The 22,286-nt window shown below is 57.3% G+C and carries 22 protein-coding genes; 11 read left to right on the top strand and 11 right to left on the bottom strand.

Annotated features, from left to right (window positions below):
* Positions 1-181 precede the first annotated feature (181 nt).
* The 3 genes from JSY17_RS19655 to JSY17_RS19665 all read left to right on the top strand — a co-directional run bounded on the left by JSY17_RS19655 (position 182) and on the right by JSY17_RS19665 (position 3,813).
* Positions 182-1,198 carry an MraY family glycosyltransferase gene (locus JSY17_RS19655; RefSeq protein WP_200998455.1) on the top strand — a complete coding sequence of 339 codons (1,017 nt, stop codon included), beginning with the start codon at positions 182-184 and terminating at the stop codon, positions 1,196-1,198.
* A gap of 102 nt (positions 1,199-1,300) precedes the next feature.
* Positions 1,301-3,304: a polysaccharide biosynthesis protein gene (locus JSY17_RS19660; protein WP_117181129.1), complete on the top strand. Its 2,004-nt coding sequence runs from the start codon at positions 1,301-1,303 to the stop codon at positions 3,302-3,304.
* Positions 3,305-3,480: 176 nt separating this feature from the next.
* Positions 3,481-3,813 (top strand): ComEA family DNA-binding protein, encoded by a 333-nt coding sequence (locus JSY17_RS19665; RefSeq protein ID WP_117181130.1) that lies wholly within the window; start codon positions 3,481-3,483, stop codon positions 3,811-3,813.
* An 88-nt stretch (positions 3,814-3,901) separates the two neighbouring features.
* On the opposite strand, the gene JSY17_RS19670 is transcribed toward JSY17_RS19665, so the two are convergent.
* Positions 3,902-4,468: a TetR/AcrR family transcriptional regulator gene (locus tag JSY17_RS19670; RefSeq protein WP_117164034.1), complete on the bottom strand. Its 567-nt coding sequence runs from the start codon at positions 4,466-4,468 to the stop codon at positions 3,902-3,904.
* Positions 4,469-4,692: 224 nt separating this feature from the next.
* Positions 4,693-5,238, bottom strand: coding sequence for an RNA polymerase factor sigma-70 (locus JSY17_RS19675; RefSeq protein WP_206403003.1), 546 nt, complete (start codon positions 5,236-5,238; stop codon positions 4,693-4,695).
* Between the two features lie 256 nt (positions 5,239-5,494).
* On the opposite strand from JSY17_RS19675, the gene JSY17_RS19680 reads away from it, so the two are divergent.
* Entirely contained in the window at positions 5,495-6,985 is a 1,491-nt protein-coding gene (locus JSY17_RS19680; protein ID WP_206403002.1) for a DASS family sodium-coupled anion symporter, read from the top strand.
* 205 nt (positions 6,986-7,190) lie between these two features.
* The gene (locus tag JSY17_RS19685) at positions 7,191-8,468 is read left to right on the top strand and encodes an aromatic amino acid transport family protein (RefSeq protein ID WP_206402996.1); all 1,278 of its coding nucleotides are present in this window, start codon (positions 7,191-7,193) and stop codon (positions 8,466-8,468) included.
* Positions 8,469-8,536: 68 nt separating this feature from the next.
* On the opposite strand, the gene JSY17_RS19690 is transcribed toward JSY17_RS19685, so the two are convergent.
* The 4 genes from JSY17_RS19690 to JSY17_RS19705 all read right to left on the bottom strand — a co-directional run bounded on the left by JSY17_RS19690 (position 8,537) and on the right by JSY17_RS19705 (position 10,526).
* The gene (locus JSY17_RS19690; protein WP_206402995.1) at positions 8,537-9,076 is read right to left on the bottom strand and encodes a PaaI family thioesterase; all 540 of its coding nucleotides are present in this window, start codon (positions 9,074-9,076) and stop codon (positions 8,537-8,539) included.
* 260 nt (positions 9,077-9,336) lie between these two features.
* On the bottom strand, positions 9,337-9,543 hold the full coding sequence (locus JSY17_RS19695; RefSeq protein ID WP_117164039.1) for a hypothetical protein: 207 nt from the start codon (positions 9,541-9,543) through the stop codon (positions 9,337-9,339).
* A 110-nt stretch (positions 9,544-9,653) separates the two neighbouring features.
* Positions 9,654-10,136 (bottom strand): GreA/GreB family elongation factor, encoded by a 483-nt coding sequence (locus JSY17_RS19700; protein WP_117185165.1) that lies wholly within the window; start codon positions 10,134-10,136, stop codon positions 9,654-9,656.
* Positions 10,137-10,139: 3 nt separating this feature from the next.
* Positions 10,140-10,526 (bottom strand): hypothetical protein, encoded by a 387-nt coding sequence (locus tag JSY17_RS19705; RefSeq protein WP_206402994.1) that lies wholly within the window; start codon positions 10,524-10,526, stop codon positions 10,140-10,142.
* Between the two features lie 115 nt (positions 10,527-10,641).
* Here JSY17_RS19705 and earP point away from each other — a divergent pair, with 115 nt between their 5' ends.
* Both earP and JSY17_RS19715 read left to right on the top strand, forming a co-directional pair.
* Positions 10,642-11,775, top strand: a complete 1,134-nt coding sequence (gene earP / locus JSY17_RS19710) for an elongation factor P maturation arginine rhamnosyltransferase EarP (RefSeq protein ID WP_117185166.1) — start codon at positions 10,642-10,644, stop codon at positions 11,773-11,775.
* 99 nt (positions 11,776-11,874) lie between these two features.
* Positions 11,875-12,444, top strand: a complete 570-nt coding sequence (locus JSY17_RS19715) for an elongation factor P (RefSeq protein WP_117164043.1) — start codon at positions 11,875-11,877, stop codon at positions 12,442-12,444.
* 66 nt (positions 12,445-12,510) lie between these two features.
* Here JSY17_RS19715 and JSY17_RS19720 read toward each other — a convergent pair whose 3' ends face one another.
* The 3 genes from JSY17_RS19720 to JSY17_RS19730 all read right to left on the bottom strand — a co-directional run bounded on the left by JSY17_RS19720 (position 12,511) and on the right by JSY17_RS19730 (position 14,692).
* On the bottom strand, positions 12,511-13,530 hold the full coding sequence (locus tag JSY17_RS19720; protein WP_117181137.1) for an alpha/beta hydrolase: 1,020 nt from the start codon (positions 13,528-13,530) through the stop codon (positions 12,511-12,513).
* Positions 13,531-13,553: 23 nt separating this feature from the next.
* On the bottom strand, positions 13,554-13,973 hold the full coding sequence (locus JSY17_RS19725; RefSeq protein ID WP_025261270.1) for an organic hydroperoxide resistance protein: 420 nt from the start codon (positions 13,971-13,973) through the stop codon (positions 13,554-13,556).
* 245 nt (positions 13,974-14,218) lie between these two features.
* Positions 14,219-14,692, bottom strand: coding sequence for a MarR family winged helix-turn-helix transcriptional regulator (locus JSY17_RS19730; protein WP_117181138.1), 474 nt, complete (start codon positions 14,690-14,692; stop codon positions 14,219-14,221).
* Between the two features lie 202 nt (positions 14,693-14,894).
* Here JSY17_RS19730 and JSY17_RS19735 point away from each other — a divergent pair, with 202 nt between their 5' ends.
* Positions 14,895-15,641, top strand: coding sequence for a sulfite exporter TauE/SafE family protein (locus JSY17_RS19735; protein ID WP_162880394.1), 747 nt, complete (start codon positions 14,895-14,897; stop codon positions 15,639-15,641).
* A 56-nt stretch (positions 15,642-15,697) separates the two neighbouring features.
* Positions 15,698-16,915 carry a winged helix-turn-helix domain-containing protein gene (locus JSY17_RS19740; protein WP_206402993.1) on the top strand — a complete coding sequence of 406 codons (1,218 nt, stop codon included), beginning with the start codon at positions 15,698-15,700 and terminating at the stop codon, positions 16,913-16,915.
* Between the two features lie 128 nt (positions 16,916-17,043).
* On the opposite strand, the gene JSY17_RS19745 is transcribed toward JSY17_RS19740, so the two are convergent.
* Positions 17,044-18,390, bottom strand: a complete 1,347-nt coding sequence (locus JSY17_RS19745; RefSeq protein ID WP_206402992.1) for a class II 3-deoxy-7-phosphoheptulonate synthase — start codon at positions 18,388-18,390, stop codon at positions 17,044-17,046.
* Between the two features lie 160 nt (positions 18,391-18,550).
* On the opposite strand from JSY17_RS19745, the gene JSY17_RS19750 reads away from it, so the two are divergent.
* Positions 18,551-19,312: a spermidine synthase gene (locus JSY17_RS19750; protein WP_206402991.1), complete on the top strand. Its 762-nt coding sequence runs from the start codon at positions 18,551-18,553 to the stop codon at positions 19,310-19,312.
* Between the two features lie 402 nt (positions 19,313-19,714).
* Positions 19,715-21,409: a DEAD/DEAH box helicase gene (locus tag JSY17_RS19755; RefSeq protein WP_200976801.1), complete on the top strand. Its 1,695-nt coding sequence runs from the start codon at positions 19,715-19,717 to the stop codon at positions 21,407-21,409.
* 71 nt (positions 21,410-21,480) lie between these two features.
* Here the strand turns inward: JSY17_RS19755 and JSY17_RS19760 are convergent, their stop codons facing one another.
* Positions 21,481-22,248: a DODA-type extradiol aromatic ring-opening family dioxygenase gene (locus JSY17_RS19760; RefSeq protein WP_206402990.1), complete on the bottom strand. Its 768-nt coding sequence runs from the start codon at positions 22,246-22,248 to the stop codon at positions 21,481-21,483.
* Positions 22,249-22,286 lie beyond the last annotated feature (38 nt).

Here is a 22,286-nt window from a genome sequence, read left to right on the forward strand (position 1 = left end):
TATATGACCGGATCCACGGTCTGCATATGTCTGTAGCCCTCGCAAGAAGTGTTTTTAGCAAAAGCTTTGCGATTCTTTGCAGGCCGTTATTTCCAAAACCTGTACGATGCTCGATCAGGCGCCATCGTCAGGATGGATGACAGGATGAAAGAAACGGTACGGTCTTTTCTGGAACGCAAAAATGGTTGAGTGGTTTTCTGTAGTCGCTGTGGCGGTTTTATCTTTGGGGTTGACGGCACTTCTTCGCAGGTACGCCCTGTCAAGGAGTCTGATGGATGTTCCAAATGCGCGTAGCTCACACAAGATTCCTACACCGCGAGGTGGCGGGGTTTCCATTGTTGTAGCTTTTTTGCTTGCCATACTGCTGTTGGGGCTGGGAGAGCGGATTCCGTCTTCGGCCCTGATTGCCATCCTGGGTGCAGGCGGTCTGGTTGCCGTGATCGGCTTCATGGACGATCACGGCCACATCGCGGCACGCTGGCGGTTGCTGGGGCATTTCAGTGCCGCGGCCTGGGCGCTGGCATGGCTGGGCGGACTGGCACCTCTCGACTTCTTTGGCTTCACTCTGGATCTGGGGCTTATCGGCCATATTCTTGCCGCTTTTTACCTGGTCTGGATGCTGAACCTCTATAACTTCATGGACGGTATCGACGGTATTGCCAGCATCGAGGCTGTAACGGTCTGTGCGGGTATCAGCCTCATATACGTTCTGGGCGATTACGGTCAGCTGCTGTGGGGGCCTGTGTTGCTGGCTGCTGCAGTCATGGGCTTTCTGTACTGGAACTTCCCGCCTGCGCGGATATTCATGGGCGACGCGGGCAGCGGGTTTCTGGGAATTGCGCTGGGCGTACTCTCCTTGCAGGCAGCATGGGCTTCATCCCATCTTTTCTGGGCCTGGCTGATTCTGCTGGGGGTATTTATCGTCGATGCTACCGTAACGCTTACCCGTCGCCTGTTGCGTGGCGACAAGGTGTATGAAGCTCATCGCAGCCACGCGTATCAGTTTGCATCGCGTCGCTATGGCAAGCACCTTCCGGTAACCCTGGCAGTGGGCTTCATCAACATCTTCTGGCTTATGCCTGTCGCGCTTTGGGTCGGGGTATTCGGTGGTGACGGTTTGACAGGGCTTCTGGTTGCCTATGTCCCGCTGGTACTGCTTGCTCTCAAATTCGACGCAGGCCGTCTTGAGGCCAGTTGATTTGAATATTCGCGTTTTACCTATAGATTGAGTCATTCTATGTCGACATTTGCTTCGAACATCAGGTGTAACATTCTGTAGAGATCGAGGAGGAGCAAGGGCATGAACAGATTGCGAGTTTTTCTGCTGGCGTTGCCGCGGCGGAAAAAGCGAATAGTTCAGGTCTTTGCTGACCTCTTTCTGGTCTGGTTCGCACTGTGGATGGCATTTGTCGTTCGCCTGGGTGTGGAAGACCTGATCAACCCCCTTGAGAAACATACCTGGCTTTTCATCAGCGCCCCGATCGTCGCCATCCCGTTGTTTATCCGCTTCGGGATGTACCGTGCGGTCATGCGCTACTTCGGCAACGATGCACTGATAGCAATCATCAAGGCCGTGACCCTGTCCGCGCTCATTCTGGGCTGCGTGGTCTACCTGTACAGTAACCATCAGCACGTGGTTCCCCGTTCGGTCATGTTCAACTACTGGTGGTTGAGCCTGGTCATGATCGGAGGCCTGCGTCTGGCGATGCGGCAGTATTTTCTCGGCGACTGGTTTGTGGCCGGGCAACATATACCTTTCAGTAATCGCGACGATGGTTTGCCCAAGGTTGCGATATATGGCGCGGGTGCTGCCGGCAATCAACTGGTGGCCGCCCTGCGAATGAGCAGGCTCATGCGCCCCGTTGCTTTTATCGACGATGACAAGTCGATCTCCAATCGAGTGATTTCCGGGCTGCTGGTCTACAGACCCAAGCATATTCAGCGCATGATCGAGGTCACCGGGGCTCAGGAAATCCTGTTGGCGATTCCATCCGTATCACGTGGGCGCCGCCGGGAAATCCTGGGGTTTCTTGAAGGCTTTCCTCTGCATGTGCGAACCGTTCCGGGCTTCATGGACCTGGCGGCGGGGCGGGTCAAGGTTGACGATCTGCAGGAGGTCGACATTGCCGATCTGCTGGGGCGCGACTCCGTTCCTGCCAGGGAAAACCTGCTTGAGCACTGCATCAAGGGGCAGACCGTCCTGGTGACGGGGGCCGGTGGCTCCATTGGTTCGGAACTGTGCCGACAGATACTCGAACTCCAGCCCGTCAAGCTGCTGTTGCTCGACCACAGTGAATTCAATCTCTATTCCATCCTCAGCGAGCTTGAGCAGCGCGTGACCCGCGAGTCTCTGCGGGTCAGGTTGCTGCCTATCCTGGGCTCCGTACGTGATCATCCGAAGCTGCTGGATATCATGAAAACCTGGAAGGTCGACACCGTCTATCATGCCGCTGCCTACAAGCATGTGCCCATGGTTGAGCACAACATTGCAGAAGGCTTTGCCAATAATGTCATCGGCACCCTCAACACCGCCCAGGCAGCATTGCAGGCAGGGGTTTCCAACTTCGTCCTGATTTCTACCGACAAGGCAGTCAGGCCCACCAATATCATGGGCAGCACCAAGCGGCTGGCCGAGCTGATCCTGCAGGCCCTGAGTCGTGAAACCGCTCCGGTAATCCTTGGGGATGTCGCCAATGTCCATCAGGTCAACAAGACCCGTTTCATCATGGTCCGGTTTGGCAATGTGCTGGGGTCTTCGGGGTCTGTGATCCCGTTATTCCACAAGCAGATCAAGTCCGGCGGGCCTCTGACAGTGACCCATCCGAAGATCACCCGCTACTTCATGACCATTCCCGAAGCGGCCCAGCTGGTCATTCAGGCGGGCTCCATGGGGCAGGGCGGGGATGTGTTTGTGCTGGACATGGGCGAGCCTGTGAAGATCGTCGAGCTGGCGGAAAAGATGATCCATCTGTCAGGCCTGAGCATTCGCTCGGAGAAAAACCCTCAGGGCGATATTGCCATCGAGTTCACGGGGCTGCGTCCGGGTGAAAAGCTTTACGAGGAATTGCTGATCGGTGAAAACGTGGTTGCCACCGAGCATCCGATGATCATGAGTGCCAATGAAGATCATCTGCAATGGGAAGTGCTCAAGGGGCGATTGAAAGCGCTGCTTGAAGCGGTGGGTAAAGATGATTACAACAGTGTTCGTCAATTGCTGCGCGAAACAGTCAGTGGTTATACGCCGGAAGGTGAAATTGTTGACTGGATATATCAGGAGCGCCGTCGTGAACCGGATTTCAACTAAGCGTGCGTGCGTTAATATTCGGAATATATATTTTCACTATTAAAGTGTTTCGCTTTTTTAGAGTGAAGGCAGGGAAACAAGTGGAAACTTTCCACTTTATTGACACCGATAACGAGTGGTTTAGATTACGAGGGCGGCATCTGGATGCTGCCTTTTAATCTTATGGAGCGTTATCTATGCGAACTGATTTTTTCTCCTCGTTACTCTTTGCCTTGCTTGCCAGTTTCTCGGTTGCCGTTACGGCGGCACCGTCTGGCCAGATGATGACTGACAGCATGACCTCGCATGCTGTTACCAAAGAGCAGAAGGCCGATACAGTCAATATCAACAAGGCCGATGCAGACACATTGCAGAAAGCACTTGCCGGTATTGGCAAGAATAAGGCCATGGCCATAGTTGCCTATCGAGAAGCCAATGGCGAATTCGCATCGGTTGAAGAACTTATCGAAGTGAAAGGTATTGGCAAGGCGATCCTGGACAGGAATCGCGAAAAGTTGACGGTCGAGTGATATGACCCTGGAAGTTCGGTCAGGTACCGGGCTTTCAATTTCTGCACGGGCGTAGTCTCGTGCAGGTCCAACGTTTGGGATCTGCCCCTCAGCGAAGTTCTTTTATTTCCACTTTGAGTCTGTCGCGTGCGGTATTGAGAATCTGCTCCGACAATTCGCTGCTATGGGTACTGCGTGAAAGGATCATTGCGCCTACCAGTGTCGACAGGATGCTGATACTTCTTTGCTCGGTGTTTTCCCCGGGCAATACCTTGGAAAAGGCCGATTGCAGATGCAGGATGATTTCATCGGTGATCAGGCTGGGTTTGCCGGTCTGTCCCAGCTCTGCACAAATGTTTGGCAGTGGGCAGCCTGATTCGGGAGCGTCGCGATGCTCGGGCGAGAGGTACAGATCGATGAGGCCTGGCAGCGGGTCTTCCGTGGCGAAGAGCTTGCCGAGTGTTTCCTCCGCTTCTTGCGCGGCGCAACGCAGGGCCTGCTCTACCAGATCATCCTTGGATTTGAAATGGGCATAGAAGCCGCCATGGGTCAGGCCCAGCGCTTTCATCAATGGTTGCAGGCCTGTGGCACCAATACCGTCACGGCGAAAGCGTGCAGACGCTTCCTTGATGATGCGTTGATGGGTTTGGGCTTTGTGATCCAGGGCATAACGCATGTGATGAGCCTCCCGACTATGGCCCGTAAATTGTTACTGCGTATTTTCACATGGATAGGTTAATCGATGCAGCGATGATTTTTTAAATCGCATTTACAGCATCCGGGTCTTGGACACATTCAGTAATGCAAGTTCAAGACGGGCTCATGCTACGTGTTTTTACGCAAGGCAGAACCTGCCGATCGGCATACTACGAAAGGATGGTACCGCCCGTCAGAGGAGTCTCAGGGGGCAGGGGGCGACAGGTCCTGGCGGGAAACCTTGCGGCAATGTACCAGCGCATCGCGGATCATGAAGTTGACCAGTGTCGGTGAGACTCCCAGTTCCCGGGCGATTTCTTTTTGCGGTACGCCGTGCAGGCGATACATCTCGAATGCGTAGCGGGTGCGGCTGGGCAACTGAGCCAGAGCGTCGGCGATGTGTTCCAGGGTCACGAAATTGATGTGCGAGGTTTCGGGGGATGCACCGTGCACGACCACATTCAGCCCCTCTTCTTCGCTGCCCGAGTACTTTTGCTCAAGTGCCTGCTTGCGATAGTGATCGATGGCCAGATTGCGCACGATCTGAAACAGGTAACTCAATTGGGCCTTGATCGATGAAGAGATTTCCGGGGCTGACTGCAGGCGGAAGAATGCATCCTGCACCACATCTTCTGCACGGGAGGTACAGCCGGTGATGCGGGTGGCTACTTTGACCAGAACCGGACGGTTGTCGACGAAGGCCTGGAGCAGGGGGGTATCACACATACTTGTGGTCAGTCGTTCCGGCATGGAAATCACCTGGCAGCAATGAGTTTGCAGGGAGGCCCCGACATATCGCGCAACAAATTAGTGTGGATGATAATCATTGTCAATTGTGGATGGTAACTAATTTCAGATATCCGGCATTCGTTTTTCCTGGCTGGCCATCTGATAACGGCTTGATCGACATCAAGGGCATGAATCCGGTCCAGGTCCAGAATGGTCGTGACCGTAGCGCTTGCTTTTGCAGGCGTGCATTTCGATGGAATGAGACACAGGAATCAGCATGAACCTGTCTGTAGAGACGCCTGAAACACCGAAGGGCAAGGTGAAAATTCCCATGGGCCTGTTGATCGGTGTACTGGCCATGGTCGCAGTGCTGTTCTTGCCTATGCCCGATGACTTGCCGGTTGCGGGCCACCGGATGCTGGCGATTCTGACCTTTGCCGTCGTGGTGTGGATTACCGAGGCTGTTTCCTACGAAGCCAGCGCAATCATGATCACTTCGCTGATTGCGTTTCTGATTGGCTCGGCACCCACCTTGCAGGACCCTTCGGTGCTGTATGGGTCATCCGCCGCTATCACGATGGCCCTGAGCGGGTTTTCCAATTCGGCACTGGCTCTGGTCACCGGGGCGCTCTTCCTGGCTGCGGCCATGACCCACACCGGGCTGGACCGGCGTATTGCGCTGGTTACCCTGTCGCGAATCGGCACCAGTACTCGCCGGATCATGATCGGCGCCATTGCCGTCACCATTCTGCTCAGCCTTGTGGTGCCCAGTGCGACGGCACGCAGCGCGTGTGTTGTGCCCATCATGATGGGAGTGATTGCGGCATTTGGCGTCGACAAGCGTTCGAATATTGCCGTGGCGATCATGATCATCGTGGCCCAGGGCACCAGTGTCTGGAACATCGGCATCCAGACGGCAGCCGCACAGAACCTCCTGACTGCAGGCTTCATGGACAAGATGCTCGGCCAGCGGGTTTCCTGGATCGACTGGCTGATCGCCGGTGCGCCCTGGGCGTTGATCATGTCGGGAGTGCTGATTCTGCTGGTCCTCAAGCTTCTGCCACCGGAAAGCGACAGTATTCCCGGAGGCAAGGAAGCGGTTGCGCAGTCCCTGACCGACATAGGCCCGATGACCGGTGCCCAGAAGCGGCTGCTGAGCGTTTCTGTACTGTTGCTGCTGTTCTGGTCGACCGAGGGCAAGCTGCACAGTTTCGATACCACTTCCACCACCTACGCGGGCCTGGTGATTCTGCTTCTGCCGCGTTGGGGCGTCATGACCTGGAAGGATGTGCAGTCGCGCATTCCGTGGGGAACCGTGATTGTGTTCGGCGTCGGTATCAGCCTGGGCACGGCCTTGCTGACGACCCGGGCCGGTCAGTGGCTGGGAGGTCAGGTCGTGAGCGGAACCGGGCTCGATCAGCTCGGCGCTCTGGGGATTTTTGCCATTCTGGGTGCGTTCCTGATTCTGATTCACCTGGGGTTTGCCAGTGCAACGGCCTTGACCTCGGCATTGTTGCCGATCCTGATCGCCGTGCTGCAAACCCTGCCCGGGGATTTCAACCGGTTGGGCATGACCATGCTGCTGGGGTTTGTGGTCAGTTACGGTTTTATCCTGCCCATCAATGCGCCGCAGAACATGGTCTGTCTGGGGACCGAAACCTTCGATGCCCGGCAATTCGCCAGAATAGGCATTCCGATGACCCTGATCGGTTATGTCCTGATGCTGGTGTTCGGCATGACCTACTGGAAGTGGCTGGGCTGGATGTAGTGCGGTACATATCCGGGACAACCTGGGGTTGTCTCGAAAATCCTTGTGGATTTGTGCGTGACTATCGGACGTTCGGTCTGATAACTCTTTGATTTCTTTCCGGGATCCCTGACAATCGCGCCCCCTGTTTCGGGAGGGGCCTTTGACTGCCAAGTTACGACATGCCCCTTCCGATTTGAATAACCGGCCACGGAGACCAGACCGGATGAATGATCAGGCCAACGGCGTCGTAGAACGCCTGGATACAGAACACGCGAGCGTAGCTGCGTGGAGTCGTCACGATACAACCTGGATGCTGGGACTGTTTGGTACCGCTATCGGTGCTGGCACTCTGTTTCTGCCGATCAACGCTGGCATCGGTGGTTTCTGGCCGCTGCTGGCACTGGCATTGCTGGCTTTCCCCATGACGTTTTATGCGCACCGTGGCCTGACTCGTTTCGTCTTGTCCGGGCGTGACGGTGCCGATATCACCGAAGTGGTCGAGCAGCATTTCGGCAAGGGCGCCGGGGCAATGATCACGCTGCTGTACTTCTTCGCGATTTTTCCGATCCTGCTGATCTACAGTGTTGCCTTGACCAATACGGTCACCAGCTTTCTCGAGCATCAACTGCATGTACCGGCTCCGCCGCGAGCACTGCTGGCCTTCCTGATGATTCTGGGCCTGCTGCTGGTGGTGCGTTGTGGCGAGCGACTGATCGTCAAGGCCATGAGCCTGATGGTGTATCCGTTCATCGTGGCGTTGCTGTTTCTGTCGGTGTACCTGATTCCGCACTGGACCGGCGGCATTCTGAGCACGGCAAGCACCTTGCCTGAGCCATCGGCGTTCCTGCCTGCCCTGTGGCTGGCGATTCCGGTGATGGTGTTCTCCTTCAACCACACACCGATCATCTCGGCCTTTGCCGTCGACCAGAAGCGCTTGCACGGCAAGAATGCAGAAGTACGCAGCTCGCAGATTCTGGCCCGCGCCCACGGTCTGATGGTGGTGATGGTGCTGTTCTTCGTGTTCAGTTGCGTGCTGACCCTGTCGCCGGCACAACTGGCTGAGGCCAAGGCGCAGAACATTTCGATCCTGTCTTACCTGGCCAACCATTTCAGCAACCCGACCATTGCTTTTGTCGCGCCGCTGATTGCTTTCGTGGCCATCGCCAAATCCTTCCTGGGTCACTACATCGGTGCCAGCGAAGGCTTGAAAGGCCTGATCGTGAAAACCGGTCGCCGTCCGGAGCCACGCACTCTGGATCGTCTGACTGCCGGTTTCATGCTGTTGGTGTGCTGGCTGGTGGCGACACTCAACCCAAGCATCCTGGGCATGATCGAAACCCTGGGTGGCCCGATCATCTCGGCGTTGCTGTTCCTGATGCCGATGTATGCCATCCGCAAGGTTCCTGCCATGCGCCAGTACTCGGGCAAGCTGTCCAACGTATTTGTGGTGATGGCCGGTATCGTAGCGATTACCGCGCTGGTCTACTCGCTGATGCAATAAGCAACCGAGCCTCCACAGAGTCTGCCCTGACTCTGTGGAAGGCTTCCCTTCTGTGTACCAATCCGAACCTAGCGGTTCATGTCCAGAATCATGCAAGTCGTGCTGGCGGTCGCGTACAAGCGGTCATCCACGTCATACAGGCGTCCTTCGGCCAGTGCCGTCGAACGCCCAAGATGAATGACCTTGCCTTCGGCCCGAACGGGTCCGACCTTGTCGCTTAGCGCACGTACATAGCTGACCCGCAAATCGAGGGTGGTATAACCCTGGCCCTTCTTGAGTCGGGTATGAATTGCGCAACCCATGCAAGAGTCCAGCAAGGTCGCGGCATATCCGCCATGCACCGTGCCCAGCGGGTTGTAGTGGCGGCTGTCGGGGGTGCCTTGAAAGATGAACAGTCCGGGCAGCCACTGCAACGGAATGAAGTCCATCAGAACGCCAATCGGCGGGGCGGGGAATTCGCCGCGACCGATACCCTCCAGAAAATCGACAGGCTCCAGTGCCGCGACCTCGGCAAGGTTGGTGGTGCCTGCCGGGCCCAGACGCGCCCGCATGTACCTTTCTTCCTCATGCCACAGGGCAAGTTTTTCATCACGCGAGAGGTTTTGCATGGCGCTTTACTCCTGGATGTGGCTTGGAATTGCCAAAAAAATTATGCTCATAATATTTATTGGTTATGGCCACAAATGTAAAGTGCGCAAATGGATGGCACCTGACTGTACGGGCAGCAGGTGATGGGAGAGGAGGTGGGATGTCATGACGCGCGGGTACACAGACTCGCTATCGGGGCTTCAAGAAGATGAATGCCCCAAATGCGCAGTGCAGTGCTGCCTGCCGTGTTGTCAGGCAGTGTTATGGACGGGCAGGCGGTTCAGTCCACCGGCTCCGGATACAGAGGTTTCGAAAGATGCATGATGTTCGCATAGTCATACACATACTGGCGTCCCGCATGGCTGGTCGAACGCAGTTGATCGATCAGCAGCCGTTCTTTCTTGTTCAAATACCTCAACGCCGGTTCTTCGCTGGACTTCAGGCGATCACGTTCATGGGCGTCAGGAAAGGCGATGACGTTCGTCATGAAATATCTCCTTGATTGAGTCCTTGCATGCTGCGATGTAGCCCCTGTGTAACAACGGTTTACATTACCCACAAAAACTCTGGTCGGAAACCCTGAAAATGATAGGCGTGTCACTCAGCCTGAGTGACCTCAAAGGATTGATGGTTGCCATTGATGGTGATTTCGACACTATCGCCTTCGAATTTGCCCAGCAGACTCTGCCCCAGAGGCGCACGAGTCGTGATTACGGTAATTGGCAGATTGTCCGAATTGACCTTCAGACCGGCCGCATCCGGACCAACGAACAGGTACTGCTCCTGACCATTCAAGGCTTCAAGGGTAACCAGATCACCTGTCTGAATACCGCGTGCTTCATCGAATGGTTTGAGCACCCAGCTCTGATAGAGCGCCAGTGACTGACGGATCTCCTCGACACGGCGCGCCTGGCCCGTTGCCAGGTATGACGCCTCGAGCCCCAGCGTGTCGTACTTGTTCTCGGCAATGTTTTCTTCGTGAGTTGCGGTTTCATAAGCGGTCTGCGCGGCACGCAGAGCGATATCCAGATCGATTTTCAACCTGTCGATGATCTGTTGCAGGACGTCAGCCTTGTTCATGGGTTATCCGCAATATTGATTGATGCCCGCACGGCTTTTTTCGCTGGGGGCCGTACGATCCTGCTGCATCCAGAAGTCGCATTTCGAGCGGCTGAAGTTTTTCTGCTGCAACTCCTGGGCCTGCTCACGGGCCTGACGGGCTTCGCTCTCGCGCAGGTTATGCTCGTACTTCTGGAACATGGTGCTTTCCGGCTCGATCTGCGGCGCAGCGGGTGCTCGCAATTGGGCTGCGGCTTTTTCCAGCACCTGGGTCTGGGCCGGTGGAAGGCTCTTGTAGAACAGAAAGCCTGTCAGAACCACTGCCATCGCTCCCAGCCAGATGCCCAGCGCGATACAGAGAATCAGTTTCAGGGAAACATACAGTTCGCGACGATTCGGATAGGACGGCATGGCTGAGCTCCAGGCGTGGACGACGCGGGCAATTGTGCCATGGCTGGCGCTGGTGGAAACCTGTTGTTCTGAAGGACAATCAGCGTTTTTCCAAATCCAGCCTCAGGGAGCCGGGATGAAAGCCTCTTGGGACATTTTTTGTAGTGTCGTCGACAACTATGGCGATGTCGGCGTGACCTGGCGACTGGCGCGCCAACTGGTGGCCGAGCATGACCTGAATGTGCGTTTGTGGATCGATGACCTGTCGGCGTTCGTTCGTCTTTACCCCCAGGCCAGCGCCGAAGCTGCGCAGCAGTGGCAGGAGGGCGTGAGTATCTGCCACTGGCCTCAATGCTGGACGGCTACCGATGTTGCCGATGTCGTGGTTGAAGCCTTTGCCTGCCGCCTGCCGCCTGTGTACACCGAAGCGATGTTGCAGCGCTCGCCTCGGCCTGTGTGGCTGAATCTGGACTATCTCAGTGCCGAAGAATGGGTCACCGGCTGCCACGGCCTGCCATCGCTGCAGTCGAGTGGCTTGAAGAAGTTCTTTTTCTTCCCCGGCTTTCGCGAGACGACCGGCGGTCTGTTGCGTGAGCACGGGCTGCTCGAACAGCGTCAGGCTTTTCAGCACGACAAGTCGGCCCGGCAAGGTTTTCTGCAGCAACTGGGGATCGAGCCCTGTGCAGGGGCTCGCCTGATTTCGGTGTTCGCTTACGAGAATCCCGGTATTGGCAGTTGGCTCGAGCTGCTGGCCAATGACGAGCGCCCGACTCATTTGCTGGTGCCCGAAGGGCGTGTGCTGGGTGATGTCCAGCGCTGGCTTGGAGCCGATACCTTGCAGGCAGGAGCCCTGCACAGGCGTGGCGCCCTCAGTATTCAGGTTTTGCCGTTCGTCAGGCAGCAGGACTATGACCGGCTGCTCTGGTGCTGTGATTTCAATGTCGTGCGGGGCGAGGACTCTTTCGTGCGAGCCCAGTGGGCGGGACGTCCGATGCTTTGGCATATCTATCAGCAGGAAGGCGATGCCCATCTGCCCAAGCTCGATGCCTTTCTGGAGCTCTATCTGGCCGGGCTTTCGCCTGAGGCCGGACACGCACTGAATGCGCTTTGGCAGGACTGGAATGCCGGTCGTGACCTCGCTGCAAACTGGAAAGCACTGGGCATTCACTGGTCCGAGCTTGAAAAGCATGCCGAACACTGGTGTCTGGAACAGGCCTCACAAACCGATCTTGCCGCGGCGCTAGTACAGTTTTGTCGAAATTCGCTATGATACGCGGCCTTGATATCAGGCTCTGTACGAAAAGTGCCTGTGCAGGCTATTTCTCGTACAGAGCCTTTGGCTATTTCAATCCATATTCGGATATATGCAATGAAAACTGGTAAAGAGCTGAAACCCGGTACCGTGATCCGTATCGACAACGATCCTTGGCTGGTCCAGAAGGCCGAGTTCACCAAGTCCGGTCGTAACAGCGCGATCATGAAGACCAAGCTGAAGAACCTGCTGACCGGTTACAAGACTGAAACCGTATACAGCGCCGACGACAAGCTGGACGACGTGATCCTGGATCGCAAGGAAGCTACCCTGTCTTTCATCAGCGGTGACTCCTACACGTTCATGGACACCACTGACTACACCATGTACGAGCTGAACGCTGAAGACATCGAAGCCGTTCTGCCATTCGTCGAAGAAGGCATGACCGACGTCTGCGAAGCCGTGTTCTTCGAAGAGCGTCTGGTTTCCGTAGAGCTGCCGACCACCATCGTTCGTCAGGTTGACTACACCGAAGGTTCCGCTCGTGGCGACACTTCGGGCAAGGTCATGAAGCCTGCCAAACTGAAAAACGGTACCGAGCTGAGCGTTGCTGACTTCATCGAAATCGGCGACATGATCGAGATCGATACCCGTGACGGCGGTTCCTACAAAGGCCGTGCCAAATAAGCATGGTTTTGTAGCCCCGATACGCAAAAAACCCGCAGCGATGCGGGTTTTTTGTGTCTGCCGGTTTTACTTCAGATGCGCTTTGAGTTCCTGAGATGCCTGCAGCATCGCTGAGCGGACAGCAGGAACCTGGCTGACCACATTGAGCAGGCCGTAGTCGTGGATCATGCCGTTGTAACGCACTGCCGTGACCGCCACCCCAGCCTGATCCAGTTTGCGGGCATAGGCTTCACCTTCGTCGCGCAGCACGTCGGCACTTGCTGTTTGCACCAGTGCTGGCGGCAGACCTTTCAACTGATCGATGGAGGCACGCAATGGCGAGGCATAGATCTCGTTACGTTGCGCGGCATCGGTGGTGTAGTTGTCCCAGAACCACTTCATCATGTTGCGGGTCAGGAAGTGTCCTTCGGCGTACTGGTCATAGGAAGCTGTATCGAAGTTCGCATCCGTGACAGGCCACAGCAGCACCTGATACCTGAGTGCCGGAGTGCCTTTGTCCTTGGCCATCAGGGCAACCACTGCCGCCATGTTGCCGCCGACACTGTTACCGGCAACGGCCAGGCGCTTGCCATCGACATTGATTTCCTTGCCATGCTCGGCGACCCACTTGGTTGCCGCATAAGCCTGATTGATCGCGGTCGGGTAATGCGCCTCTGGCGATGGCGTGTAGTTGACGAACACTGCCACCGCTCCCGAACCCTCTACCAGGTCACGAACCAGGCGTTCGTGGGTCGGGAAGTCCCCCAGTACCCAGCCACCACCGTGGAAGAACATGAAGACCGGCAAGGTCCCTTTCACACCGGCAGGGCGCACGATGTTCAGGCTGATGGACTGGCCGTCCACCTTGATGGTTTTCTCACTGACCTCGGCCTTGGGTAGCGTCAGCTTGACCCCTGCTTGAGCACCGACCAGTACCGCTCGGGCATCTTTGGGCGACAACTGCTCGATTGGCTTGCCGGTGCCTGAGTTCAGGGCATCCAGAAAGCGTTGGGTGTTGTGCTCGATGTCTGTGCTGCCTGAGGCAAAGGCGCTGCCAACGGACAGGGCCAGAAGAGTACCGGTCAAGACTTTGCTGAAGGTTTTCATGTTCGACTCCTGTACCGGTGGGGTTAGACAGTTACATGCAAGCGCACGTCAACATTGCCGCGGGTAGCGTTGGAGTAAGGGCAGACCTGGTGAGCAGCATCGACCAGTTGCTGGGCATCGGCCTGTTCCAGACCCGGCAGGCTGATGTGCAGATCAATGTCCAGACCGAAGCCGCCTGGAATCTGACCAATGCCGACATGAGCGGTGATAGAGGCGTCAGCCGGAATGCTGCGTTTGCTCTGGCCAGCGACGAATTTCAGGGCACCGATGAAGCAGGCCGAGTAACCGGCAGCAAACAGTTGCTCGGGGTTGGTGGCTTCACCGCCTGCGCCGCCGAGTTCCTTGGGGGTTGCCAGTTTGACGTCGAGGATCTTGTCACTGGAAACGGCACGACCGTCACGGCCACCGGTAGCAGTTGCAACAGCGGTATAGAGAGTGTTCATGGCATTACCTCGCAGGTTGTTTGCTTGTTCGCAATAATTTAGTGCGCTAACTAATTGGTTTTAAATTTATAGCGCAAATATTTAGCGCGCAAGTTAATTGTTGGGAATCTGGACTGCTCAACCCTTCAGAATGGGGTAGAGAGAGGTTGTTTCAGGGTTTTAAATCCATTTAAAACAATGGCTTGCGGGGTTTTTACCGTTCGTCGGCAATGGGGCGAAAAGCCATGAGAGGACTTGCAGTCAGCCTAGAGGCTGTCCTGCAGATGGGTGCGAAGGTCCAGCAATTCGTTCTGCAGCACGCGCAGCTTGTCGAGCGTCAGGCCACTTGAAGAGAGGATGCAGCCCGGAACATCTCTGGCTTTTTGCTGGAGGGCACGGCCTTGTTCTGTCAGATGCAGCAGCACCACACGCTCGTCCTCTTTGCTGCGGGTACGGCTGATCAAGCCTTCGGCTTCCAGGCGCTTGAGCAGCGGTGTCAATGAGCCGGGATCGGTCAGCAGGCGTGTGCTGACATCACCGACGGTCAGACCTTCCTTCTCCCACAGCACCATCATGGCCAGATACTGTGGATAGGTGAGGCCCAGCGCCTGGAGCAAAGGCTTGTAGACCTTGGTCATCATCAGCGAGGTGGAATAGAGGGCGAAACACAGTTGATTATCCAGCAGCAACGAGTCGCAATCGGCAGAAGTCTCGGGATCAAGACGGTCTTCGGCATTCATGGGCGATCCTCGCAGGCAGTAGAATTCATCTAATTTAGTGTCGTGATCTTTAATGCGCCAGATAAATCCAGTCGCTCAGGGGTACAGGATACGAGTCGTGGAGCAGGCGTGCACGATATGTTGCTACATTCTGCCGTTGGTCGTATGCCTGCGGGTCAAGACTGCGTAGCATTCACCCCCGTGGGCTGACTGGGGATGTGGTGTGATTGAAGTTGTGATGTTCGTGTTGATGGGTGCCGCGATGGGTACCCTGGGTGGGCTATTCGGAATTGGTGGTGGCCTGGTCGCGATTCCGGCATTGGGGGTGCTGTTCGGTCTCGATCAGCAATTGGCCCAGGGGACTGCACTGTTGATGGTACTGCCCAACGTGTTACTGGCCTTGTGGCGTTATAACCAGCGCAACCGTGTTCTGTTTCGTAATGCACTGATGCTGATTGTTCCGAGCTTCTTTCTGGCATGGCTCACTTCCTTGCTGGCGGTCAGGATCGATGCACAGCACATGCGTATCGGGTTTGTGGTTTTCCTGATCCTGCTGACGATTTTCAACCTCGCCCAGATGTTTTCGCGCAAGGGGCAGGCCAGTACGCAGTTGCGTCACGCCAACTGGCTGTGGCTGCTGGGTGTGGGCTCGGGCGTCACCGGCGGGTTGTTCGGAGTCGGTGGTGGCGTGGTTGCCACGCCGATCCTCACCAGCGTGTTCGGTGCGACCCAGGTGGTTGCCCAGGGGCTGGCATTGACCCTGGCGGTGCCGAGCACGGCGATAACCCTGTTTACCTATGCGCTGCATGACCATGTCAATTGGTCCATGGGGATTCCTCTTGCCATTGGCGGCCTGGCCAGCGTCAGTTGGGGCGTGAGGCTTGCCCATTCGATGCCCGAGCGGTTGCTGCGCTACCTGTTCTGTCTGTTTCTGGTGTTCTGCGCCGTGATTCTGATGTTCAAGCTCTGAAGCTGACAGAGCGGCACATAATCGGCTAGCGTTGCAGGCTCGGTCGGGAGTATCGAATGTCTGCAGAACTGTCTCTCAAGCAAGCACGTCGTCTGGCACTGGCCGCTCAGGGTTTCACCGGGCGCCAGCCACCAGCCATTATCAAGGCCGGTCATGTCACGCAGTTGATCCGACGCCTCGGTGTGGTGCAGATCGACTCGGTCAATGCGCTTGTGCGTTCTCACTACCTGCCGCTGTATTCACGGCTGGGCAATTATTCCCAGGCTCTGCTGGATCAGGCTGCCTGGAGTCAGGGACGGCATCGAGCGTTATTCGAGTATTGGGGGCATGAAGCTTCGCTGTTGCCCATCGAGTTTTATCCGCTGATGCGCTGGCGGATGCGGCGCGCAGCCAGGGGCGAAGGTATTTATCAGCAACTGGCACGCTTTGGTCGCGAGCAACGACCGGTTATCGAGCGGGTCTTGCAGGCTGTTCGTGAGCGGGGTGCGCTGGGAGCCGGCAGCCTCGGTTCTCGGCAGGAGCGTGCAGGCCCCTGGTGGGACTGGAGTGCCGAAAAGCTTGCGCTGGAATGGTTGTTTGCCGCCGGGGATGTCACGGTGTCGGGGCGTCGAGGTTTCGAGCGTTTGTATGACCTGCCGGAGCGGGTGCTTCCGGCAGCCGCTCTCGATCATCCGGAAATCGATGAAGCCCAGGCCCAGCGTGGTCTGTTGCTGCATGCAGCAAAAGCATTGGGCGTCGGTACGGAAAAGGACTTGCGAGATTATTTCCGGCAGGACCCGCTACCCAGTCGTGTTGCCCTGGCTGAACTGGTCGAGATGGGAGCGTTGCAACGGGTTCGGGTCGAAGGCTGGAAGCAGCCTGCATTCTGTCTGTCGGACACTCCTGTGCCGCGCAAGGTGTCAGCCAGCGCGCTATTGTCGCCATTCGACTCTCTGATCTGGGAGCGGGCGCGCACCGAGCGCCTGTTCGACTTCCGCTATCGCCTTGAGATCTACACGCCACAGCACAAGCGAGTCTATGGCTATTACGTGCTGCCGTTCCTGCACAACGAGCGGATCGCGGCGCGCGTCGACCTTCGCTCCGAACGGGCGGCCGGTTGCCTGGCGGTGCATGCCGTGCATGAAGAGGAACCTGGGCTGGACGAGGAGGGCAGGCAGGCTCTTGTCCAGAATCTGCGCCAACTGGCTGACTGGTTGGGGCTGCCGGACGTGAGGGTGGCAGGGGCGAATCGGGCGGCGCTCCGCTTGTTCGAGAATCCTTTCGTTCGCGAATGAATTGGCTCTAAGTGTTGTGGTGTCTCTGGTACAGCGCTGGTAATACTGTAGGAGGCAGCTTGCTGGCGACTTCACGTTGTCGCCAGCAAGCTGCCTCCTACAGTCCTCTGACGGACAGAGCCGGTTTTTCAGCGTTTCACTTGTTTCAATGTCTCGGCAATCAGAAACGCCAGCTCCAGCGACTGATCGGCATTCATCCGTGGGTCGCAGTGGGTGTGGTAACGATCCGACAATCCATCCTCGGTAATCGGACGTGCGCCGCCGATGCATTCGGTGACGTTCTGCCCAGTCATTTCTATGTGGATACCGCCTGCATAGGTGCCTTCTGCCTGATGCACCTGGAAGAACTGCTTCACTTCCCCAAGGATCTGCGCAAAGTCACGGGTCTTGTAACCGCTGCTGGCCTTGATGGTGTTGCCATGCATCGGATCGGAGCTCCACAGCACCTTGCGGCCTTCGCGCTCCACGGCCCGGATCAGTTGCGGCAAGTGCTCACCGACCTTGTTCGCGCCCATGCGGGCGATAAGGTTCAGGCGACCAGGGTCGTTGTCCGGGTTGAGGATGTCGATCAGACGAATAAGAACGTCGGTGTCCATGCTCGGGCCGACCTTGACGCCGATCGGGTTATTGACCCCGCGCAGGAACTCCACGTGGGCGCCGTCCAGTTGCCGGGTGCGATCGCCAATCCACAGCATGTGCGCCGAGCAGTCGTAGAAATCGTTGGTCAGGCTGTCGCGGCGAACGAAGGCTTCTTCATAGTTCAACAGCAAGGCTTCGTGAGCAGTGAAGAAACTCGTTTCACGCAGTTGGGGCGAGCTGTCCATGCCGCATGCGCGCATGAATGCCAGGGTTTCATCGATGCGGTCGGCCAGTTGGCTGTACTTCTGCGCCAGTGCCGAGTTGGCAATGAAATCCAGGTTCCACTGATGGACCTGATGCAGATCGGCAAAACCACCCTGGGCGAAGGCGCGCAACAGGTTCAGGGTGGCTGTGGACTGGTGGTACGCCTGCAGAAGGCGTTCCGGGTCCGGCACACGGCTTTTCTCGTCGAAACCGATGGCGTTGACGATATCGCCACGATAGGCCGGCAATGTCACGCCATCGATGGTTTCATCATTGGAGGAGCGCGGCTTGGCGAATTGTCCGGCCATGCGCCCGACCTTGACTACCGGGCAGCCGGCGGCAAAGGTCATCACCACCGCCATTTGCAGCAACACTTTGAAGGTGTCGCGGATCTTCGCCGCCGAAAACTCCATGAAGCTTTCGGCGCAATCGCCGCCTTGCAGCAGGAAGGCACGGCCTTGGGAGACTTCGGCAAACTGACGACGCAGGTCCCGGGCTTCACCGGCGAACACCAGTGGCGGATAGCTGGCCAGACGTTGTTCGACTTCTGCCAGGTGTCTGGCGTCAGGGTATTGAGGTTGTTGCTGAATAGGTAATGCCCGCCAGCTGTCGGGGCTCCAGGGTTGGCTCATTATTGGCTCTTGGGGGTATGCAATCGAATCCGCATGGTAACAGTTCGTCGTGAAGCTGCGTGTGGTGGGGGACGAGTTGGCTCGATAGTTGTGACAAATGCTTTCGCTTGGCTGACAATTCGCCCTTTGCGCTCGGCGCGATGGCCAACCGGGAAAGGTGATGACTGAAGAGCGTGAGCGCGAAGAACGGATTCTTGCCGAAGTCCATGATGATTTCGGCATGATTCGCGTACTTGAGGTGGATGAGTATCGCTTCCTCGAATTTGGCGATGCCATCGAGCAGAGTTGTACCTTCACGGCCGACCCCAGTTGGCTGGAGTATGACTACACCCGTGCCATGCTGATCGGTGCCTTGTGCCATGAGGCTCCCGAGAGCGCACTGTTTCTCGGGCTGGGGGCCGGGACCCTGACTCAGGCCTGCATGAAGTTTCTGCCTCTTGAAGACGTGGAAGTCATAGAACTGCGTCCGGATGTACCGCGTCTGGCAATCGAGTACATGGGGCTCGACGACGATCCGCGTCTTTATATACGTATCGGTGATGCCCTCGAACTGCTCGACAGTGCCGAAACAGCGGACCTGATCTTCGTCGACCTCTATACCGATGTAGGGCCGGGAGCAGGGCACCTGGCCTGGAGATTTCTTCAGAACTGTCAGCAGCGCCTCAATCCGGGAGGCTGGCTGATCATCAACCAGTGGGCCACCGATGACGGCAAGCCTCTGGGTGCGGCCTTGTTGCGCGGGCTGTACCACCGGCATTACTGGGAACTGCCGGTGAAGGAGGGCAATGTCATCCTGATTGTCCCGGCCGATCTGGACCAGACCCTGAATATCGAGTCGCTGACCTTGCGCGCCGAGGTGCTTGCGCCTCGACTGGGTTATTCGTTGCTGCCTTTGATCAAGGATATTCGCCCAGCGAGCTGAGGGTGTGGCGAGAGGTCGGAGTGAGACATTTCGCCGCACCGTGCAGGGCGCAACCAGATTCATATGCATGAAAGAGTGAAACGTTTAAGTGCTCACGCCCGTAATCTCGGGCTCTCAAGGCATTGCGGCCGGTTTGTCCGGTTGCGAGATGCCTGCAAACGCTCTTTCAACCGCCAATATTTTGTAAAAAAACCCTCACTTTCAAACGCAATTCCGGTATAGTGCGCGCCGGCCTTAAGAGGCCCTCGTCAGGTATCGCAGCTATCCGGAGCCTGCTTCGGTTGCTTGTCCGCTTTGCGGACTATTCTTGACGATCCATTCATCAAACGTTTTCGCAAATCCCCGCCGACAAAGCAGCCAGGGTGACCTCAAGGTCGTACACGGCACGCGCAGCTTTGAAGCATGGGTCTTTGCGGATGCACCAGAGGCAGACCCATGACCCAGGAAATCGGCGGCTTCGCCGCTCTCGACCTTCATCCGAGTATTGTTGCAGCCGTCATCGCGACCGGCTACGAAGAGCCTTCGGCCATTCAGCAGCAGTCCATCCCGATTATTCTTGCCGGCCACGACATGATCGGCCAGGCGCAGACCGGTACCGGCAAGACCGCCGCGTTCGCCCTGCCCATCCTGCATCGTATCGATCCGAGCAAGCGTGAGCCGCAAGCCCTGATCCTCGCTCCAACCCGCGAGCTGGCACTGCAGGTTGCCACCGCGTTCGAAACCTACGCCAAGCAGATGCCAGGCGTGACGGTCGTTGCCGTCTACGGTGGCGCTCCAATGGGCCCGCAGCTCAAGGCCATCCGCAATGGCGCGCAGATCGTTGTCGCTACACCGGGTCGTCTGTGCGATCACCTGCGTCGCGACGAAAAAGTCCTGGCTACCGTGAACCACCTGGTTCTCGACGAAGCGGACGAAATGCTCAAGCTGGGCTTCATGGATGACCTGGAAGTCATCTTCAAGGCCATGCCGGAAAGCCGTCAGACCGTTCTGTTCTCGGCTACCCTGCCGCAGTCGATCCGTGCCATCGCCGAGCGCCATCTGCGCGATCCGAAGCACGTCAAGATCCAGACCAAGACCCAGACCGTCACCGCGATCGAGCAGGCTCACCTGCTGGTTCACGCTGACCAGAAAACCTCTGCCGTACTGAGCCTGCTGGAAGTCGAGGATTTCGACGCCCTGATCATGTTCGTGCGTACCAAGCAGGCGACCCTGGATCTGGCCAGTGCCCTGGAAGCCAAAGGCTACAAGGCTGCTGCACTGAACGGCGACATCGCCCAGAACCAGCGTGAGCGCGTCATCGACTCCCTCAAGGATGGCCGTCTGGACATCGTTGTTGCGACCGACGTTGCTGCCCGTGGTCTCGACGTTCCGCGCATCACTCACGTGTTCAACGTTGACATGCCTTACGATCCCGAGTCCTACGTTCACCGTATCGGTCGTACCGGCCGTGCCGGTCGCGAAGGTCGTGCGCTGTTGCTGGTGACTCCGCGTGAGCGCCGCATGCTGCAAGTGATCGAGCGTGTGACTGGCCAGAAAGTCGTGGAAGTCCGCCTGCCGGATTCCCAGGCCGTTCTGGATGCCCGCATCAAGAAACTGACCAACAGCCTGTCGCCGCTGGTTGCCGATGCAGAAGCCAGCCATGGTGATCTGCTCGATCGTCTGACTGCCGACATCGGCTGCACGCCGCGTGCTCTGGCTGCTGCCCTGCTGCGCAAGGCCACCAATGGTCAGGCGCTGACGCTGTCCGCCATCGAGCGTGAGCGTCCGCTGGTTCCGAACAGCACGCCGCGTGGCGAGCGTAGCGATCGCGGTGATCGTCCAGAGCGCGAGCGTCGTGCTCCGATGCCACTGGCCGAAGGCCGTGCCCGTTGCCGTACCGCGCTGGGTGCGCGTGACGGTATCGCTGCCAAGAACCTGCTGGGTGCAATCCTCAACGAAGGCGGTCTGGCCCGCGAAGCGATCGGTCGTATCCAGGTCCGTGACAGCTTCAGTCTGGTCGAGCTGCCGGAAGATGGCCTCGAGCGCCTGCTGACCAAGCTCAAGGACACTCGCGTTGCTGGCAAGCAGTTGAAGCTGCGTCGCTATCGTGAAGACTGATCGACGCTTGAGTTGATCGTCAGATGAAAAATCCCCGACTGGTTCGGGGATTTTTTTTGCTCGGGATTCGCTCAGCCAAAGCGGTAGATATCCATGCCCAGTGCTCCCATGGTGAACCCCTGATAGGCAATGCTGAATCTGCCACCAGCTCCGCGAGCGAAATACAGGGGCAGCAGGTGCTCATCGCTCGGATGGTTGCGTACGGCGTGTGGAGCCAGTGCCCGGTAGTCGTGCAATGCCGACTCGTCGTCGTTTTCCAGTCGTTCGATCATCCAGTCGCGGAATGCTTTCGCCCACGGCTCGATGCTTTCAGGGTCGGCATTCCAGTCCAGTTCCCGCAGGTTATGGGTGATGCTGCCGGAGCCTATGATCAGTACGCCCTGTTCACGCAGGCTGGAGAGAGCCTGACCGACTCGGGTCTGCAAGGCCGGGCCCTGACGGCTTGGCAGGGAAACCTGCACCACCGGGATATCAGCTTGCGGATACATCAGCGACAGCGGTACCCATACGCCATGGTCAAAGGGGCGTCGACTATCGATACGTGCGGGCAGGCCATTGGCGGCCAGTAGTTCGACCACTTCGGCGCTCAGCGTCGGCAAGCCCCTGGCAGGATATTGAACGGCGAACAGGGCTGCCGGGAAGCCGCCGAAGTCATGCCAGGTTTCCGGTTGCGGGTTGCCGTTGACGATCAGTTCGTTGCTTTCCCAGTGAGCCGAAACGATCACGATGGCCTTGGGAGCAGGCATTTCACTCGCCAGACGTGCCAGCACCGGGCCGCTTTCGCCGGGTTCGAGAGCCAGCATGGGTGAGCCGTGGGAGATAAACAGGCTGGGGAACATGTTGAGGTCCTGAGTATTGGGATGTGTCTATCTTGGGG

The organism is Pseudomonas capsici, from assembly GCF_017165765.1.
In the GTDB taxonomy this organism is placed as follows: domain Bacteria; phylum Pseudomonadota; class Gammaproteobacteria; order Pseudomonadales; family Pseudomonadaceae; genus Aquipseudomonas; species Aquipseudomonas capsici.

Bases quoted from the DNA above. Each gene is read 5' to 3' on its own strand.
- JSY17_RS19655 (WP_200998455.1), top strand. From the start codon at position 182: ATGGTTGAGTGGTTTTCTGTAGTCGCTGTGGCGGTTTTATCTTTGGGG.
- JSY17_RS19660 (WP_117181129.1), top strand. From the start codon at position 1,301: ATGAACAGATTGCGAGTTTTTCTGCTGGCGTTGCCGCGGCGGAAAAAG.
- JSY17_RS19665 (WP_117181130.1), top strand. From the start codon at position 3,481: ATGCGAACTGATTTTTTCTCCTCGTTACTCTTTGCCTTGCTTGCCAGT.
- JSY17_RS19670 (WP_117164034.1), bottom strand. From the start codon at position 4,468: ATGCGTTATGCCCTGGATCACAAAGCCCAAACCCATCAACGCATCATC.
- JSY17_RS19675 (WP_206403003.1), bottom strand. From the start codon at position 5,238: ATGCCGGAACGACTGACCACAAGTATGTGTGATACCCCCCTGCTCCAG.
- JSY17_RS19680 (WP_206403002.1), top strand. From the start codon at position 5,495: ATGAACCTGTCTGTAGAGACGCCTGAAACACCGAAGGGCAAGGTGAAA.
- JSY17_RS19685 (WP_206402996.1), top strand. From the start codon at position 7,191: ATGAATGATCAGGCCAACGGCGTCGTAGAACGCCTGGATACAGAACAC.
- JSY17_RS19690 (WP_206402995.1), bottom strand. From the start codon at position 9,076: ATGCAAAACCTCTCGCGTGATGAAAAACTTGCCCTGTGGCATGAGGAA.
- JSY17_RS19695 (WP_117164039.1), bottom strand. From the start codon at position 9,543: ATGACGAACGTCATCGCCTTTCCTGACGCCCATGAACGTGATCGCCTG.
- JSY17_RS19700 (WP_117185165.1), bottom strand. From the start codon at position 10,136: ATGAACAAGGCTGACGTCCTGCAACAGATCATCGACAGGTTGAAAATC.
- JSY17_RS19705 (WP_206402994.1), bottom strand. From the start codon at position 10,526: ATGCCGTCCTATCCGAATCGTCGCGAACTGTATGTTTCCCTGAAACTG.
- earP (WP_117185166.1), top strand. From the start codon at position 10,642: ATGAAAGCCTCTTGGGACATTTTTTGTAGTGTCGTCGACAACTATGGC.
- JSY17_RS19715 (WP_117164043.1), top strand. From the start codon at position 11,875: ATGAAAACTGGTAAAGAGCTGAAACCCGGTACCGTGATCCGTATCGAC.
- JSY17_RS19720 (WP_117181137.1), bottom strand. From the start codon at position 13,530: ATGAAAACCTTCAGCAAAGTCTTGACCGGTACTCTTCTGGCCCTGTCC.
- JSY17_RS19725 (WP_025261270.1), bottom strand. From the start codon at position 13,973: ATGAACACTCTCTATACCGCTGTTGCAACTGCTACCGGTGGCCGTGAC.
- JSY17_RS19730 (WP_117181138.1), bottom strand. From the start codon at position 14,692: ATGAATGCCGAAGACCGTCTTGATCCCGAGACTTCTGCCGATTGCGAC.
- JSY17_RS19740 (WP_206402993.1), top strand. From the start codon at position 15,698: ATGTCTGCAGAACTGTCTCTCAAGCAAGCACGTCGTCTGGCACTGGCC.
- JSY17_RS19745 (WP_206402992.1), bottom strand. From the start codon at position 18,390: ATGAGCCAACCCTGGAGCCCCGACAGCTGGCGGGCATTACCTATTCAG.
- JSY17_RS19750 (WP_206402991.1), top strand. From the start codon at position 18,551: ATGACTGAAGAGCGTGAGCGCGAAGAACGGATTCTTGCCGAAGTCCAT.
- JSY17_RS19755 (WP_200976801.1), top strand. From the start codon at position 19,715: ATGGGTCTTTGCGGATGCACCAGAGGCAGACCCATGACCCAGGAAATC.
- JSY17_RS19760 (WP_206402990.1), bottom strand. From the start codon at position 22,248: ATGTTCCCCAGCCTGTTTATCTCCCACGGCTCACCCATGCTGGCTCTC.